Origin of the sequence: Kitasatospora sp. NPDC058184, from assembly GCF_042883725.1 — a bacterium.
GTDB lineage: Bacteria > Actinomycetota > Actinomycetes > Streptomycetales > Streptomycetaceae > Kitasatospora.
In genome coordinates, this window is sequence record NZ_JBHVVE010000008.1 from 183,145 (window position 1) to 197,495 (window position 14,351).

14 protein-coding genes are annotated in these 14,351 nt (G+C 75.0%); 7 read left to right on the forward strand and 7 right to left on the reverse strand.

The window, feature by feature from the left end:
• Positions 1-29 precede the first annotated feature (29 nt).
• The 3 genes from ACFVXH_RS17785 (at position 30) to ACFVXH_RS17795 (ending at position 2,789) form a co-directional block, all read left to right on the forward strand.
• Positions 30-692 carry a TetR/AcrR family transcriptional regulator gene (locus ACFVXH_RS17785; protein ID WP_387824612.1) on the forward strand — a complete coding sequence of 221 codons (663 nt, stop codon included), beginning with the start codon at positions 30-32 and terminating at the stop codon, positions 690-692.
• Between the two features lie 250 nt (positions 693-942).
• Positions 943-2,466: a threonine/serine exporter ThrE family protein gene (locus ACFVXH_RS17790; protein ID WP_074003516.1), complete on the forward strand. Its 1,524-nt coding sequence runs from the start codon at positions 943-945 to the stop codon at positions 2,464-2,466.
• A gap of 167 nt (positions 2,467-2,633) precedes the next feature.
• Positions 2,634-2,789: a DUF6131 family protein gene (locus ACFVXH_RS17795; protein ID WP_143204583.1), complete on the forward strand. Its 156-nt coding sequence runs from the start codon at positions 2,634-2,636 to the stop codon at positions 2,787-2,789.
• Between the two features lie 75 nt (positions 2,790-2,864).
• Here the strand turns inward: ACFVXH_RS17795 and ACFVXH_RS17800 are convergent, their stop codons facing one another.
• Positions 2,865-3,206, reverse strand: coding sequence for a hypothetical protein (locus ACFVXH_RS17800; protein WP_049660132.1), 342 nt, complete (start codon positions 3,204-3,206; stop codon positions 2,865-2,867).
• A gap of 229 nt (positions 3,207-3,435) precedes the next feature.
• Here ACFVXH_RS17800 and ACFVXH_RS17805 point away from each other — a divergent pair, with 229 nt between their 5' ends.
• From ACFVXH_RS17805 to ACFVXH_RS17815, 3 genes are all read left to right on the forward strand, one after another.
• The gene (locus ACFVXH_RS17805; protein WP_387824617.1) at positions 3,436-4,077 is read left to right on the forward strand and encodes an L-threonylcarbamoyladenylate synthase; all 642 of its coding nucleotides are present in this window, start codon (positions 3,436-3,438) and stop codon (positions 4,075-4,077) included.
• Positions 4,078-4,290: 213 nt separating this feature from the next.
• Positions 4,291-6,006, forward strand: coding sequence for a cytochrome c oxidase subunit I (gene ctaD / locus ACFVXH_RS17810; RefSeq protein ID WP_387824620.1), 1,716 nt, complete (start codon positions 4,291-4,293; stop codon positions 6,004-6,006).
• Positions 6,003-6,398, forward strand: coding sequence for a cytochrome c oxidase subunit 4 (locus ACFVXH_RS17815; RefSeq protein ID WP_049660513.1), 396 nt, complete (start codon positions 6,003-6,005; stop codon positions 6,396-6,398). Before ctaD ends, ACFVXH_RS17815 begins: the two co-directional genes overlap by 4 nt.
• Here the strand turns inward: ACFVXH_RS17815 and ACFVXH_RS17820 are convergent.
• Positions 6,364-8,073, reverse strand: a complete 1,710-nt coding sequence (locus tag ACFVXH_RS17820; RefSeq protein ID WP_387824623.1) for a cytochrome bc complex cytochrome b subunit — start codon at positions 8,071-8,073, stop codon at positions 6,364-6,366. The genes ACFVXH_RS17815 and ACFVXH_RS17820 overlap by 35 nt on opposite strands.
• 360 nt (positions 8,074-8,433) lie before the next feature.
• Here ACFVXH_RS17820 and ACFVXH_RS17825 point away from each other — a divergent pair, with 360 nt between their 5' ends.
• A complete protein-coding gene (locus ACFVXH_RS17825; protein WP_387824626.1) occupies positions 8,434-9,633 on the forward strand; it encodes an enoyl-[acyl-carrier-protein] reductase FabV in 1,200 nt (399 codons plus the stop codon).
• Positions 9,634-9,674: 41 nt separating this feature from the next.
• Here ACFVXH_RS17825 and ACFVXH_RS17830 read toward each other — a convergent pair whose 3' ends face one another.
• The 5 genes from ACFVXH_RS17830 to ACFVXH_RS17850 form a co-directional block, all read right to left on the reverse strand.
• Positions 9,675-10,124: a MarR family winged helix-turn-helix transcriptional regulator gene (locus ACFVXH_RS17830; RefSeq protein ID WP_049659418.1), complete on the reverse strand. Its 450-nt coding sequence runs from the start codon at positions 10,122-10,124 to the stop codon at positions 9,675-9,677.
• On the reverse strand, positions 10,121-11,908 hold the full coding sequence (locus ACFVXH_RS17835; RefSeq protein ID WP_387824978.1) for an MFS transporter: 1,788 nt from the start codon (positions 11,906-11,908) through the stop codon (positions 10,121-10,123). The genes ACFVXH_RS17830 and ACFVXH_RS17835 overlap by 4 nt, the downstream gene beginning before the upstream one ends.
• 221 nt (positions 11,909-12,129) lie before the next feature.
• On the reverse strand, positions 12,130-12,717 hold the full coding sequence (locus ACFVXH_RS17840) for a hypothetical protein (RefSeq protein ID WP_387824629.1): 588 nt from the start codon (positions 12,715-12,717) through the stop codon (positions 12,130-12,132).
• Positions 12,718-12,894: 177 nt separating this feature from the next.
• Positions 12,895-14,103, reverse strand: a complete 1,209-nt coding sequence (locus ACFVXH_RS17845; protein WP_387824632.1) for an NAD(P)/FAD-dependent oxidoreductase — start codon at positions 14,101-14,103, stop codon at positions 12,895-12,897.
• Complete coding sequence (locus tag ACFVXH_RS17850) at positions 14,100-14,297, reverse strand: ferredoxin (protein ID WP_049654383.1); 198 nt, start codon at positions 14,295-14,297, stop codon at positions 14,100-14,102. The genes ACFVXH_RS17845 and ACFVXH_RS17850 overlap by 4 nt, the downstream gene beginning before the upstream one ends.
• Positions 14,298-14,351 lie beyond the last annotated feature (54 nt).

The window sequence follows — 14,351 nt, forward strand, 5'->3', positions numbered from 1 at the left end:
TCGGGCGATACGGGGAGCGGGCGAGGGCCATGGCGAGGACGGGCGCGGACACCCCGCGCGAGCGCTACCGGGCCCAGGTGCGCGAAGAGGTCAAGGCGCACGCCTGGGAGCAGATCGCCACGGCCGGCGCCTCGGCGCTCTCCGTCAACGCGATCGCCAAGCGGATGGGCATGAGCGGCCCCGCGCTCTACCGCTACTTCGCCGGCCGCGACGAGCTGATCACCGAGCTCGTCCGGGACGCGTACCGCAGCCTCGCCGACACCCTCGGCGCGGCCGCCGCCGAGGGCGCCGACCTGGCCGGGCTCGCCCACGCCCTGCGCGACTGGGCGCTGGCCGACCCCCAGCGGTACTTCCTGATCTACGGCACCCCCGTGCCCGGCTACCGCGCGCCCGAGGACACCACCGCCATCGCCGACGAGGTCATGCGGACCCTGGTCGACGCCTGCGCGGCGCTCGCCCCGGCCGGAGCGGACACCCCGGAGGCGCCGTTCACCACCCACCTGCTGGGCCACCGGGACTGGGCGGGCGAGCAGCCGGCCCCGCCCGAGGTGCTCCACCGCTTCCTGGCCTTCTGGACCCGTCTGCACGGCGTGCTGTCCCTGGAGCTCGCCGGACACTTCACCGGCATGGGCTTCCGTCCCGGGCTGCTCTTCGAGGCCGAGCTGGCGAGCCTGCTGACGCCGCGGTTCTGACCCGGCCGCCTCCCGGTCGCCGCCTGTCCGCCGTCGTCGAGCAGCCACGCCCCGTCGGTGCCACCGGGGCCCCGGCGCCCGGCCGGCCCCAGCCCCCGAGGTCGGCACGCGCGGGGTGCTGGGGCGTGTACGGCCGGTCGTGCTCCGGTTCGTACGGGTGTGCCGGGTGTGGCGCGTTCGCCGCAGCGTCACTCCGGGTAGTTGAAGGGCTGCACGGTGTTGGCGGAGGGGGTGGGGTCAGGGAGTCGCGATGACGGAACACGAGCAGCTCGGTGCGCCCGCCGGCCCGGAAGGACACCCCACCCGGCCCGAACGGGTGCCGCCCCAGGCCCCCGCGTCCGGGAAGCGCGGGGCGGGCGCCCGGCCCGGACCGGACGGTGACGGCACCGCGGTCCCCTGGCCCGACCTGATGCTGCCGCTGCTACGCACCCCCACGGCCGACCGCCGGCCCGCGCCGGAGGGGGCCGGCGCGGACCCGCCGACGGGCGTCGAGCCGGCCCGGGTGCTGGACCTCGCGCTGCTGGTCGGCGAGCTGCTGCTGGCCAGCGGCGAGGCGGCGGAGGACGTCGAGGCCGCGATGCTCGCCGTCGCCCACGCCTACCGGGTCCAGCCCTGCGACCCGCAGGTGACCTTCACCCGGGTGGCGATCTCCTACCAGCCCGGCCCGTCGGAGCCCTCGCTGACCGCCGAGTGCTCGGTGCGCCGCCCGGCCGTCGACTACGCGCGGCTGGCCCTGGTGTTCCGGCTGGTCACCGAGATCGCCGTGGGCGGGATGGCCGTCCCCGAGGCGCACGGCCGCCTGGTGGCGGCCCGCCGTCGCCGCCGCCGGTACTCCGGCCGGCTGTTCGTGCTCTCCTGCGGCGGGATGGCCGGGGCCGCCACGCTGCTGATCGGCGGCCGGGCCGACGCCCGGGCCTGGCTGGTGTTCGCCAGCGCCGTCGTCGCCGCGCTGGTGGGCGAGCGCTTCTCGGCCCTGGTGGCGCGCCACGACCTCCCGGCGTTCTACCAGTTCGTGGTGGCGGCGGTGCCCGCCGCAGTGATCGGCATCCTGCTCTCGTTCAACGGTCTGCACCTGCGCGGATCGGTGGTGATCACCGGCGGGCTGTTCGCCGTGCTGCCGGGGTGGCCCATGGTGGCGGCGGCCCAGGACGGCCTGGCGGGCTTCTACCTCACCGCCGCCGCCCGGCTGCTCGAAGCGCTCTACCTGATGACCGGCGTGGTGGTCGGGGTGATGACGGTGCTCTACGTCGGCGTCAACAACGGTGCCGACCTCGCCGCCCAGGACGTCCCGCCCGGGGCGGTCAACCCCCCGCTGCAACTCGCCGCCGCGGTGCTGCTCACCCTGGCGTTCGCGGTGCTGCTGAACACCGAGCCGGCCACGCTGCCGGCGGTCCTGCTGAACAGCGCGGCCGGCTGGACCACGTACGGGGTGCTGGTGAACGCGGGCGGCGAGCCGATCCTGGCCACCGGTCTCGCCGCCGGGCTGGTGGGCCTGTCCGGCCAGCTCATGGCGCGCTGCCGGGGCAGCTCGGCGCTGCCGCACATCACCGCCGCCCTGGGGCCGCTGCTGCCCGGCTCGGTGCTGTACTTCGGGATGCTGGCCTTCGTCCGGGGCGAACCCGAGATCGGGCTGAGCGGCATCGGGCGGGCCGCCGCGATGGCGATGGCCCTCGCCATCGGCGTCAACCTGGGCCGCGAGCTGGCCCGGCTCTTCCTGCCCGCGCCCCGGGTGGCCGCGCCGCCCCGCCGGCAGGGCGGCCGCCACCGGCGCTGACGGGGGAGCGGCGGGGCGGTTTGCCCGGGCCGTGGCGCGGTAGACGCGGGGGGTGTGGAGACGGGCCGGGCAGGACAGGCCCCGATCCCCGGGGACGACCGCTGCGGCCGGTTCGAGCCGACCGGGCCGCCCCCGCCGACAGCCACCCACCAACCCGGGAGACCCTCGTGATACTCCTCGGCGTCATCCTGCTCATCATCGGCTTCGTCACCGGTATCTCGATCCTGTGGACCATCGGCATCGTGCTGGCCGTCGTCGGCCTGGTCCTGTGGCTCGCCGGAACGCTCGGGCACGCCGTCGGCGGCCGCCGCCACTACTACTGACCGGGCCCGGGCCCTGTTCACCGCCGTGCGCCACCCGTTCGACGCCCCGGGCCCGGCGGGCTCGGGGACGGTCGTTCAGGGACGGTCCTCGTGCAGCCCGCAGAGCCAGGCCAGTGCACGGTGGACGCCGAGGACGTAGGTGTGGTCCGCCCCCTGGGTGCGGACGAGGTGGAGGCGGACGGCGGCGGCCTGGCACTCGGCCAGCAGCTGGGCGAGGCACGGGCCGATGGAGCCGGCCGTGGCGGCGGCGGTGACCGGGGCCGCGACCTGGGCGCCGGCGGCCCACCGGTAGGCGCCGAGCACGCCGTGCTCGAAGCCGGTCCAGGGCCGGGGCCGCCGGTTGACCTTGTCGATCGCGGCGAACACCTCGTCCAGCGGACGCACTCCCACGGCCGGGACCGTCTCGTCACTGGTCATGTGCGCAACCTACGTCCGCCCGCCACCGGCCGCCCCCGGGGAAGGCGGCCCGGTACGGCGGCACTGTCCCGAGCCACCCGGGCGGCCGAGGAGCCCCGCACACCGCGACCCCGGGGCGTGGCCGGGCGGCGGGAGCGGGACGGGTAGGCTGACCAGGTCGTGTCCGGCCGGAGAGGTGGCCGGGCCGGAGGAACGGGGCGGGCCGGCGGCCCGCCGGTGGAGACCCCTGATGACTCGTCGTTTTGACTGTTCGGACCCGTCGGAGCGCGCGGCCGGGCTGCGCGAGGCCGTGGCCGCGGTGCGCCGCGGTGAACTCGTCGTCCTGCCCACGGACACCGTGTACGGCGTGGGCGCGGACGCCTTCGCACCGCAGGCCGTCGACCGCCTGCTGCGTGCCAAGGGCCGGGGACGGAACATGCCCTCGCCGGTGCTGGTCGGCTCCCCGGAGGCGCTGGACGGGCTGGTCGAGGTGACGGAGCGCGCGCGGGACCTGGTCAAGGAGTTCTGGCCAGGCGGGCTGACCGTGGTCGCCCGCCACCTGGACTCGGTCGAGCTGGACCTCGGCGAGACCAACGGGACGGTCGCGGTGCGGATGCCCGCGCACCCGGTCGCCATCGAACTGCTCAACGCCACCGGGCCGTTGGCCGTCTCCAGCGCGAACCTGACCGGGCACGACTCGCCGCAGGACTGCGACGCCGCCCAGGGCATGCTCGGCGACTCGGTGGCCGTCTACCTCGACGGAGGCCCGACCGCGGCCGCCGTGCCCTCCTCGATCGTGGACATCACCGGCGAGGTGCCGGTCCTGCTGCGGGCGGGCGCGATCGGCGCCGAGCGCCTGCGCGAGGTGGTCCCCGACCTGCGGGAGCGCTGAGCCCGGACGCCCCGGAGCCCCGGCCCGCGTAAGCGAAGCCCCGGTCCGCGGGAGCGCCGCGCCCGGTCGACGGGCCGTACCGCGTGGCGCCCCGGCGGCCCGGGCCGCCGCCGCTAGGGTCGGCGATGGCGTGCGAGGGCGGGCCCTCCGCCGGGCCGGGGAGGGGGTCGGCGCCGCGACCGGGGGCGTCACCGGCTCCGCTGCGGAGGTTCCATGAACGCTTCGTCCACCGCGCCGCCCCCCGCGCGGGACCGCACCCGGGTGAGGGTCCGGCAGGGCAGCACGCTGCTGCGCTGGCTGTTCACCACGGACCACAAGGTCATCGGGAACCTCTACCTGGCGACGGCCTTCGGCTTCTTCCTGGTCGGGGGCGTGCTCGCGCTGCTGATGCGGGCCCAGCTGCTGGGGCCGGACACCGGGCTGCTGTCGAACGAGCGCTACAACCAGCTGTTCACCATGCACGGCACGATCATGCTGCTGCTGTTCGCCACCCCGACCTTCGCCGGGTTCGCCAACGCGATCATGCCCCTGCAGATCGGCTCGCCGGACGTCGCCTTCCCCCGGCTGAACGCCTTCACCTACTGGGCGTTCCTGCTGGGCGGGCTGACGGTGCTGAGCGGCTTCCTCACCACCGGGGGCGCGCCCTCCTTCGGCTGGTTCGCCTACGCGCCGCTGAACGGCCCGCTGTTCTCGCCGGGGGCGGGCGGGGACCTGTGGGCGTTCGGCCTGGTGGTGGCCGGCCTCGGCACCATCCTGGGCGCGGTCAACTTCATCACCACCATCACCTGCCTGCGGGCGCCGGGCATGACGCTGTTCCGGATGCCGGTCTTCACCTGGAACGTGCTGTTCACCTCGGTCATGGTGCTGCTGGCCTTCCCGGTGCTGACCGCGGCGCTGCTCTGCCTGGAGGCGGACCGCAAGTTCGGCGCGCACGCCTTCGACGCGGCGAACGGCGGGGCGCTGCTGTGGCAGCACCTGTTCTGGTTCTTCGGCCACCCGGAGGTGTACATCGTCGCGCTGCCGTTCTTCGGCGTCATCAGCGAGATCATCCCGGTGTTCAGCCGCAAACCGCTGTTCGGCTACCACGGGATGATCGGCGCGACCATCGCCATCACGGCGCTGTCCATGTCGGTGTGGGCGCACCACATGTTCGCCACCGGCCAGGTGCTGCTGCCGTTCTTCGCGATGATGTCCTTCCTCATCGCGGTGCCCACCGGGGTGAAGTTCTTCAACTGGGTCGGGACGATGTGGAACGGCTCGCTCTCCTTCGAGACCCCGATGCTCTGGTCGGTCGGCTTCCTGGTGACCTTCCTGTTCGGCGGGCTGAGCGGGGTGCTGCTGGCGGCGCCGCCGATCGACTTCCACGTCACCGACAGCTACTTCGTGGTGGCCCACCTGCACTACGTGCTGTTCGGGACGGTCGTCTTCGCCACCTTCGCGGGCTTCTACTTCTGGTGGCCGAAGCTCACCGGGAAGATGCTCGACGAGAAGCTGGGGAAGGCGCACTTCTGGATCCTGTTCACCGGGTTCCAGACCACCTTCCTGGTGATGCACTGGCTGGGCGCCCAGGGGATGCCGCGCCGCTACGCGAGCTACCTGGCGGTGGACGACTTCACGGCCCTGAACGTGTGCGCCTCGATCGGCTCGTTCCTGCTCGGGGTCTCCAACCTGCCGTTCTTCTACAACGTCTGGCGGACCACCAGGTACGGCGAGAAGGTCGCCGAGGACGACCCGTGGGGCTGGGGCCGGTCGCTGGAGTGGGCCACCTCCAGCCCGCCGCCGCCGCACAACTTCCACGCGCTGCCCCGGATCCGCTCGGAGTCGCCGGCCTTCGACCTGCACCACCCGGAGGTGTCCGCGGCGGAGTCGCCGACCGGCGACTCCGGTGTGCCGTACGGCCGTACCGGCGGACGGGGGAGCGGGCGGTGAAGGCGGAGGGGTGGCTGTTCGCGGTGATGACCGCGTTCTTCGCGGTGACCGGGCTGGTCTACGGCCTCTGGGCCCGGGAGCCGGCCGGCAAGGCGATCCTGACGGTGGCGTTCCTGATGTCCGGTCTGGTCGCGCTGTTCTGGTTCGTCCAGTACCGGCGGTCGGGCGGCGGCCGGGCGCAGGACCGCGAGGAGGCCGAGATCGCGGAGGCCGCCGGGCCAGTGGGGTTCTTCCCGGCCCGCAGCGGCTACCCGGTCCTCGCGGCGGTCGGTGTGACGGTCTTCGCCCTGGGGCTGGTGTTCGCCCGCTGGCTGATCGTCGTCGGCGCCCTGGTGCTCGCGCTCGCCGTCGCCGGCTTCATCTTCCAGTACCGCGACCACGGCGCGGGCTGAGCCGGCGCAGCAGCCGCCGGAGCGGGCCGCCCGGGCCCGCCCCGGGCGCCGGGACGGCCGGGGGAGCGGGGTGCGCCGGGGCGGTCAGGACGTCCGCCATCCGCTCCGACTCCCTTGCGGTGGAGGGCAGTTCGACCCGGTCGCGGTGGAACCAGGAGCTCGCGGCGGCGCGCACCCGCTCGTGCCGCGGCGCCCCCTGCGGGGCGGTGACCGGCTCGGCCTCGGCGCGCGCCAGCAGCACGTACCGCTCGGCCTCGGGCAGCGGGCGGTGGTGGCCGGAGAAGCCGCCGTCGTGCGCCTGGTCGATCCGGCCGGTCTCGTCGCCGTCCAGCAGCCGGTCGCGGTCCCGGGCCTGGAGGGCCAGGCAGAGGCGCCGGGTGAGCAGGAAGACCACCGGCGGCAGCACGACCAGCGCCGTCCGCAGCACCACGGTGAGCGCGTTGACGTCGAGCCCGAAGGCGTACGCGATCACGTCGTTGCCGCCGGCGACCAGCAGCACCGCGTAGACGGTGATCCCGGCGGTGCCCAGCGCGGTGCGGGTGGGCCTGTTGCGCGGGCGGTCGCACAGGTGGTGCTCGCCGGTGCCGGGGTCGAGCCACCGTTCCACGAAGGGGTAGGCGTACAGCGCCGCGAACAGCAGGCCGGGCACCACCAGGGCGGGCAGCAGCACGTTCCAGGACAGGGTGTGCCCGAGCACCCTGGTCTCCGCGGCCGGCATCAGCCGCAACGCCCCCTCGATGAAGCCGATGTACCAGTCCGGCTGCGCGCCCGTGCCGACCACGTCGGGGCGGTAGGAGCCGTACCGCCAGATGGGGTTGACCTCGGCGAGGAACGCCGAGAGCGCCATCACGCCGCCCACCGCGAACAGCAGGCCCGTCGTGCGGGTCAGGAACTGGGGGAAGAACGGCATCCCCACCACGTTGCGGTTGGTACGGCCGGGGGCGGCCCAGTGGGTGTGCTTCAGTACCACCACCAGCGTCAGGTGCGCCCCGACCAGGGCCAGCAGCAGGCCGGGGACCAGCAGGACGTGCACGGTGAACAGCCGGGGGATGACGTCGTGCCCGGGGAACTCGCCGCCGAAGGCGAACAGGGTGAGGTACGTGCCGACCAGCGGCACCGAGAGCAGCACGCCCTCGGCGATCCGCAGGCCGGTGCCGGAGAGGGTGTCGTCGGGCAGCGAGTAGCCGGAGAACCCCTCCAGCAGCGCGAGGTTGAACAGCGTCACCCCGATCACCCAGTTGAGCTCGCGCGGGCGGCGGAACGCCCCGGTGAAGAACACCCGCAGCAGGTGCGCGCCGATCGCCGAGGCGAACAACAGGGCCGACCAGTGGTGGATCTGACGAATCATCAGTCCGCCCCGCACCTCGAAGCTGATCCGCAGGGTCGACGCGTACGCCTCGGACACCCGGACGCCGTCGAGCGGCAGGTAGGCGCCCTGGTAGACGACCTCGTTCATGCTCGGCCGGAAGAAGAAGGTCAGGTAGACGCCGGTCAGCAGCAGCACCACGAAGCTGTACAGCGCGAGTTCGCCGAGCAGGAACGACCAGTGGTCCGGGAAGACCTTGCGCAGCAGCTCCCGGCCCGCCTCCGTGACCGGCAGCCGCCCGTCCAGGCGGGCCGTGACGCGCTCGCCGGCGGACGGCTGGTGCCCGTCCGAAGCCCTGGTTTCGTCCACGGCAGGAACCTAGTGGGCCGTACGGCACGCGGGGCGGCCGAGCGCGGTCGGCGGCGGCAGAGCACTCCAACGGCGGAACGGGCGGCCGTTGCGGTGAGCCGCCCGGGACAGCAGCACGGCCGGCACGGTGCGACCAGGGAACGTCACCGACCGGAGGGACCTCGTGGAGATCGACCGGGGGACCTCGTGGACCGCCCAGCGGGATAGCCCAAGCGGGACGCCCGCCGCAATGACGACCCCCGACAACCGCGGGCCGCAACTTCCGTGACGGCATGGCAAGGGCGGCGCCCGCCGGCGCGGATAGGCTCCGGACGACCGACACCTTGATCACGATCTCCGGATCGGAGAGGGCGCCACCGCGTGAGCATCCAGCAGATCACCCCCAAGCAGCGGGGCTACCTGATCGTCAACTCCCACCCGGCCGGCAGCGAGGCCACCGTCGACCGCCAGTGGCGGCGCATCGAGCCCGCGACCGCGACCGGACGGGCCCCGGTCGTCCTGGTCCTCGGCGCCAGCGCCGGGTACGGCCAGGCGATCCTGCTCGCCGGGCTGCGCCGCCACGGCGTCCGCGGGATCGGCGTCGCCTACGAGGGCGCCGCCACCGAGCGGCGCACCGCCACCGCCGGCTGGTACCGCACCGCCGCGACCTCCGCCCTGGCCGAGGACAGCGGGGGAGACGTCACCTTCGTCAACGCCGACGCCTACGCCGACGCCACCCGCGCCGAGGTGCTCAAGCTGCTCGCCGAGCGGTACGGCCCGGTCGACCACCTCGTCTACTCGCTGGCCTCGCCCCGGCGCACCGACCCGGCCACCGGCGAGGTCCACCACTCGGTGATCAAGCCGATCGGCTCCCCGTACACCTCGCCGTCCCTGCTCTTCGACGACGGGGCCCCGCAGGTCGGCACCGTCGACCTCGCCCCGGCCGACGAGGCCGAGCGGGCGGCGACCGTCAAGGTGATGGGCGGCGAGGACTGGGGGCTGTGGGTGCGGGCGCTGGCCGAGGCGGACCTGCTCGCCCCCGGCTTCACCACCGTGGCCCTGTCCTACGTCGGCTCCGAGATCACCGCGCCGGTCTACCGGCAGGGCACGATCGGCGCCGCCAAGGAGCACCTGGAGGCCACCGCCCGGGAGCTGCAGACCGGGGTGCTCGCCGACCGCGGCCGGGCGTTCACCGTCGTCGCCGGTGCGGCCGTCACCCAGGCGTCCACCGCCATCCCCTCCATCGCCCTCTACACCTCGCTGCTGCGCAACGTCCTCGGCGAGGACGGCTGGCGCACGACCGACGACCAGGCCGTGGACCTGTGGGAGCAGCTGACCGGCGCGAAGGAACCCGCCCTGGACGACCGGGGCCGCATCCGCCTGGACGGCTGGGAGCTCGACCCCGCCGTGCAGGACCGGGTGCGGGAGCTGTGGGCCGACCCGGCGGCCGCGCTGGCCGCCGACCCGGCCGGGGCCGCCTGGTTCTACAACCAGTTCCGGCAGCTGTACGGCTGGGACGTCCCCGGCGTCGACTACACCGTCGGGGTGGAGACCTCGGTGCCCTGGCCGGGGCAGCGGTAGCGGTCCTGCCGTCGGCGGACCGGGGCCGTCACGGACCCGGGTCAGGGGGTGCCGGGTTCGTCGAGCAGCAGCTCCAGGAGGGGCAGCGCCGCCTCCAGGGCGCGGCACTGCTCGGGGCTGAGCCGGGCGCTGCGGCGGGCCAGCAGGGCGGTGCGCTCGCGGCGGATCCGGGCCAGCGTCTCCAGCCCGAGCGGGGTGGGGGCGAGCAGCTGGGAGCGTCCGTCCTGCGGGTCGGGGGTCTTGGCGACCAGCCCGTCGGCGACCAGCGGGGTGACCGTACGGACCATGGACGGCACCGCTACGCCCTCGCGTGCGGCGAGTTCGCCGAGCCGCAGCGGCCCGTGCTGCTCCACCCGGGCCAGGGCGGAGAGCTGGGCGGCGGTGAGGTCCTGGTCGCCGGAGGCGCGGACCAGCTGGCGGTTGAGCCGGCCGATCGCCAGCCGGAGCCGGACGACGGCCTCGGCGGACAGGCCGCCGCCGTCCGCGCTCACGGCCCGGGCTCCTTCGTCGGCGGGGCGGCGGGCCGCGCGGGGGCGGGCGCGGTGGTGGCCGGTGAGGCACCGGAGGGTGAGGCGCCGGACGGTACGGAGCCGGACGGTGCGGAGGCCGGACGCGCGGTGGCGGGCCGGGTCCGCTCGCGCACCAGCGAGGCGGCCGCGGCGACCAGCGACATCGCGATCGCCAGCCAGAACACCACCACCAGCCCGTCGTGGAAGGGCCCCGAGATCAGCTGGGGGAAGAACTCCCGACCGGTCAGCGTCCGGACGTTGTCCGCCGGCAGCTGCCCGAGCACCTGCGGGCCCAGCAGCTGCTGGATCGGGTTGTACCCGAGGAAGGCCGCGAACAGGGTGCCCACCGGCGGCAGCGAGGCGATGGCGTGCGCGTCGGCGGCGGGCACGCCCTGGGCGGTCAGTCCGGCGGTGAGCGTGTGCGGCAGCGAGCCCGCCAGGCCGGCCACCATCAGGGAGAAGAAGACGCCGATCGACAGCACCATGCCGGCGTTCTGGAAGGTGGCCCGCATGCCGGAGGCCGCGCCGCGGGCGGCGGCCGGCACGCTGGACATGATCAGCGAGGTGTTGGGGGCGGCGAACAGGCCGCCGCCCAGGCCGTTGACGAACACCAGCAGGGCGAACCACGGGTAGCCGAAGTCGGTGGGCAGCAGGAGCAGCCCGGCGAAGGACAGCGCCATCACCACCAGTCCGCCGGCGGCGAAGAGCCGGGCCCCGGCGCGGTCGGACAGGTAGCCGGCGACCGGTCCGGCGGCCAGGAAGCCGACGGTCAGCGGGACGAGGTAGATCCCGGCCCACAGCGGGGTGTCGGCGTAGTCGTAGCCGTGCAGCGGCAGCCAGATGCCCTGCAGCCAGATGATCAGCATGAACTGCAGCCCGCCGCGGGCGATCGAGCCCAGCAGGGTGGCCGCGTTGCCGCCCGCGAAGACCGGGTCGCGGAAGAGCGAGAGCGGGAACATCGGCTCGGCGGTGCGGGACTCGACCAGGCAGAAGACGGCGAGCAGCGCCACCCCGCCGAACAGTCCGGCCAGCACCCAGGGGTTGGTCCAGCCCATGGTGTGGCCGCCGTACGGCTGGATGCCGTAGGTGATCGCGGCGAGCAGGGCGGTCAGGCCGACGCCGAAGGTGATGTTGCCCCACCAGTCGATCCGGGCGGGCTTGCGCACCCCGGTCTCGCGCAGCGACCGGTAGGCCCAGACCGTGCCGAGGATGCCGATCGGCACATTGACCCAGAAGATCGACCGCCAGTTCCACTCGGCCAGCAGTCCGCCCAGGACCAGGCCGATGAAGGACCCGGCGATGCCCGCGACGATGTTCACCCCCAGGGCCGTGCCGCGTTGGCGGGCCGGGAAGGCGTCGGTGATGATCGCCGCCGAGTTGGCCATCAGCATCGACCCGCCGACCGCCTGCACGACCCGCCAGCCGATCAGCCACAGGGCCCCGGGCCCGCCGTGCAGCGGGTCGAGGGAGAGCGCCACCGAGGTGAGGGTGAAGATCAGGAAGCCCGCGTTGTAGATCCGCACCCGGCCGTGGATGTCGCCCAGTCTGCCGAGGGTGACCACCAGCACGGCGGTGACCAGCATGTAGCCCATCAGCATCCACAGCAGGTAGCTGACGTTGCCGGGGCGGAGCGGGTCCAGGCCGATGCCGTTGAAGATCGCGGGCAGCGAGATCAGCACGATCGAGGCGTTGACGGTGGCGATCAGGGTGCCGAGCGTGGTGTTGGACAGCGCCACCCACTTGTACCGGGGGTGCTCCGGTGCCACACCGTGGCCGGCCGGGCGTGGCCGCCCCGTCCTGCCGCCGTCGGAGAGTCGTGTCGCCACCGCTGCCTCCTGCTGGCCGGCCGGCGGGTCGGCGTGGGGAATTCGATAGCTTCCGCCAACTAACGATAGTCCGGCGGATGTTCGACCGGTAGACCCGGCCGGGGCACGGGGAGCGCGGGGGAGTGCCCGGGGCGCGCCGCCCGTCCGCCCTCCGTCGCCCCTCAGCCCTCGACGGACCGGGAGGGTCCCCGGCGGCCGCCCCGGTCCAGCAGTCGGACGGCGAGCGCGGCCAGCAGCGCGGCGGCCAGCGCGTACACGGGCAGCCAGAGCGTGGTCGTCGCGGACAGGCAGTCGGCGACGGCGTGCCCGGCCTGTTCGCCCTGGGCGGCGGCGAGCGCGGCGCCGTCCCGGGCGGCCAGGTCGCCGAGGGAGGCCTGGGCCTGCAGCCGGGCGTAGTCGCCCAGGCGGGGGCAGTCGCGGCGGGTGCCCGGCATCGGGAACAGCCAGGACCAGCGCTGCATCGCCGGGGCCAGGGCGAGGGCCACGCACAGTCCGATGACGAGCGTGTAGGCGGCCAGGCTCCGGGCGTAGCCGTCCCCGGTGTCGGTCGCGCGGCTCGGCGGGCGGGTGGAGGAGAGGACCACCGCGAGGAGGGTCAGTCCGAGGTAGGTGGAGAACCACTGCCAGGAGCCGGAGGAGAGCGAGAAGGCGAGGACGGCGGCCAGCGCGGTGCCCAGGACCCCGGCTCGTGAGGTCGTCCCGGGGGCGGGGGCGGGCCCCCGGGCGGCTCGGTGGCTGCGGTCGTCCATGCGCTCTCTCCCCTGGCCGGCGGCGGGCCACCAGTCTCCGGGCGGGGCCGTGCCGGGGGCCTCGCACCATGCCGGTCCGCCCGCCGCCTCGCCCGGTTGGCGGGCGGGGACGGCGGGCGGCACTGGCAGGGCGACGGCGGCGGGGCTACGGCGGCGGGGCGGCAGCGGCGGGGCGGCTCAGGCCTGCTCGGCCTGCTCGGGCGGCCACGGGCCGTGCGCCGCGACCTGGGCGCGCAGCCCGCGCAGCGCCCGGGCGGAGGCGATCCCGACCGCGCCGGTGACCAGGCCGTCCCGGACGCAGACGGCGGCGAAGCGGTGCTCCGCCAGGCTGCCGTCGACCACCTCGAACCGCTCGGCGCCGCCGGGCCGGCCGAACACCTGGACCCGCAGCCCGTACTGGTCGGTCCACAGGTACGGGACCGGCCGGTAGGCCTGCCGTTCGCCGTCGGGGCCGGCCAGCAGGTTCCGGGCCGCGTGCATGGCCTGCTCGGTGGCGTTGGTGCGCTGTTCGAGGCGGTGGTGGCGGCCGGTGCGCGGGTCGGGCCAGGAGGCGGCGTCCCCGGCCGCCCAGACGCCGGGGCCGGCGGCGCAGTAGGCGTCGCAGACCACGCCGTCGTCCAGCGGGACGCCGCTGCCGGCCAGCCACTCGGTGGCCGGTTCGGAGCCGACGGCCATCAGCACGGCGTCGGCGGCCAGTTCGGAGCCGTCGGCGAGCCGGACGCCGACGGCCCGGCCGCGCCGTTCGAGCAGTCCGGTGGCCACGCCCCGGTGCAGCCGCACCCCGTGCTCGCGGTGCAGGCCGGCCAGCAGCGCGGCCGTCTCGGTGCCCAGGACGGCGGCCAGCGGCGTGGCGGTGGAGGTCAGCCAGGTCACCTCGGCGCCGAGCCCGACGGCGGTGGCCGCCGCCTCGGCGCCGAGCAGCCCGCCGCCGACCACCAACAGCCGTACGCCCGCGCGTAGTTCCTCGCGCAGGGTGAGGGCGTCGGCGAGGGTGCGCAGCACGTGCGCCCCGGGCCGGGGACCGTCGGCGCCCGGGAGCCGGCGCGGGCGCACCCCGGTGGCCACGATGACGGCCTCGCAGCGCACCCGCCCGCCGTCGGAGAGCCGGACGGTCCGCTCCCGGCGGTCCAGCCGCTCGGCCCGGACCCCGAGGCGCAGGTCGAGCCGGAGCTCCTCCAGCGCCTCGGGGCCGCGCAGGGCCAGGCGGTCGGGCTGCCACTCCCCGCCGAGCAGGTGCTTGGACAGCGGCGGCCGGTCGTACGGCGGTTCGGGCTCGGCCCCGATCAGGGTGAGGCGGCCGTCGTAGCCGGCCCGGCGCAGCGCCTCGGCGGCGTGCAGCCCGGCCGCGCCGGCGCCGACCACGGCCACGTCCCGCAGTGCGGTCACGCCTGGTCCAGGGTGATGGCCGAGGCCGGGCAGACCGCGGCGGCGTCCCGGACGGCCTGGTGGAGCTCGGCGGGCGGTCGGGCGTCGAGCAGGACGACGATGCCGTCCTCGTCGCGCTGGTCGAAGACGTCGGGGGCGGCGAGCACGCAGTGCCCGGCGCCGCAGCACTTCTCCTGGTCGATCCGGACGAGCATGGTCTTCCTTTCGGAACGGGCGCCCCGGCGGTGTGGACTCCGGTGCGGGGCAGG

Bases quoted from the DNA above. Each gene is read 5' to 3' on its own strand.
- ACFVXH_RS17785 (WP_387824612.1), top strand. From the start codon at position 30: ATGGCGAGGACGGGCGCGGACACCCCGCGCGAGCGCTACCGGGCCCAG.
- ACFVXH_RS17790 (WP_074003516.1), top strand. From the start codon at position 943: ATGACGGAACACGAGCAGCTCGGTGCGCCCGCCGGCCCGGAAGGACAC.
- ACFVXH_RS17800 (WP_049660132.1), bottom strand. From the start codon at position 3,206: ATGACCAGTGACGAGACGGTCCCGGCCGTGGGAGTGCGTCCGCTGGAC.
- ACFVXH_RS17805 (WP_387824617.1), top strand. From the start codon at position 3,436: ATGACTCGTCGTTTTGACTGTTCGGACCCGTCGGAGCGCGCGGCCGGG.
- ctaD (WP_387824620.1), top strand. From the start codon at position 4,291: ATGAACGCTTCGTCCACCGCGCCGCCCCCCGCGCGGGACCGCACCCGG.
- ACFVXH_RS17840 (WP_387824629.1), bottom strand. From the start codon at position 12,717: ATGGACGACCGCAGCCACCGAGCCGCCCGGGGGCCCGCCCCCGCCCCC.
- ACFVXH_RS17850 (WP_049654383.1), bottom strand. From the start codon at position 14,297: ATGCTCGTCCGGATCGACCAGGAGAAGTGCTGCGGCGCCGGGCACTGC.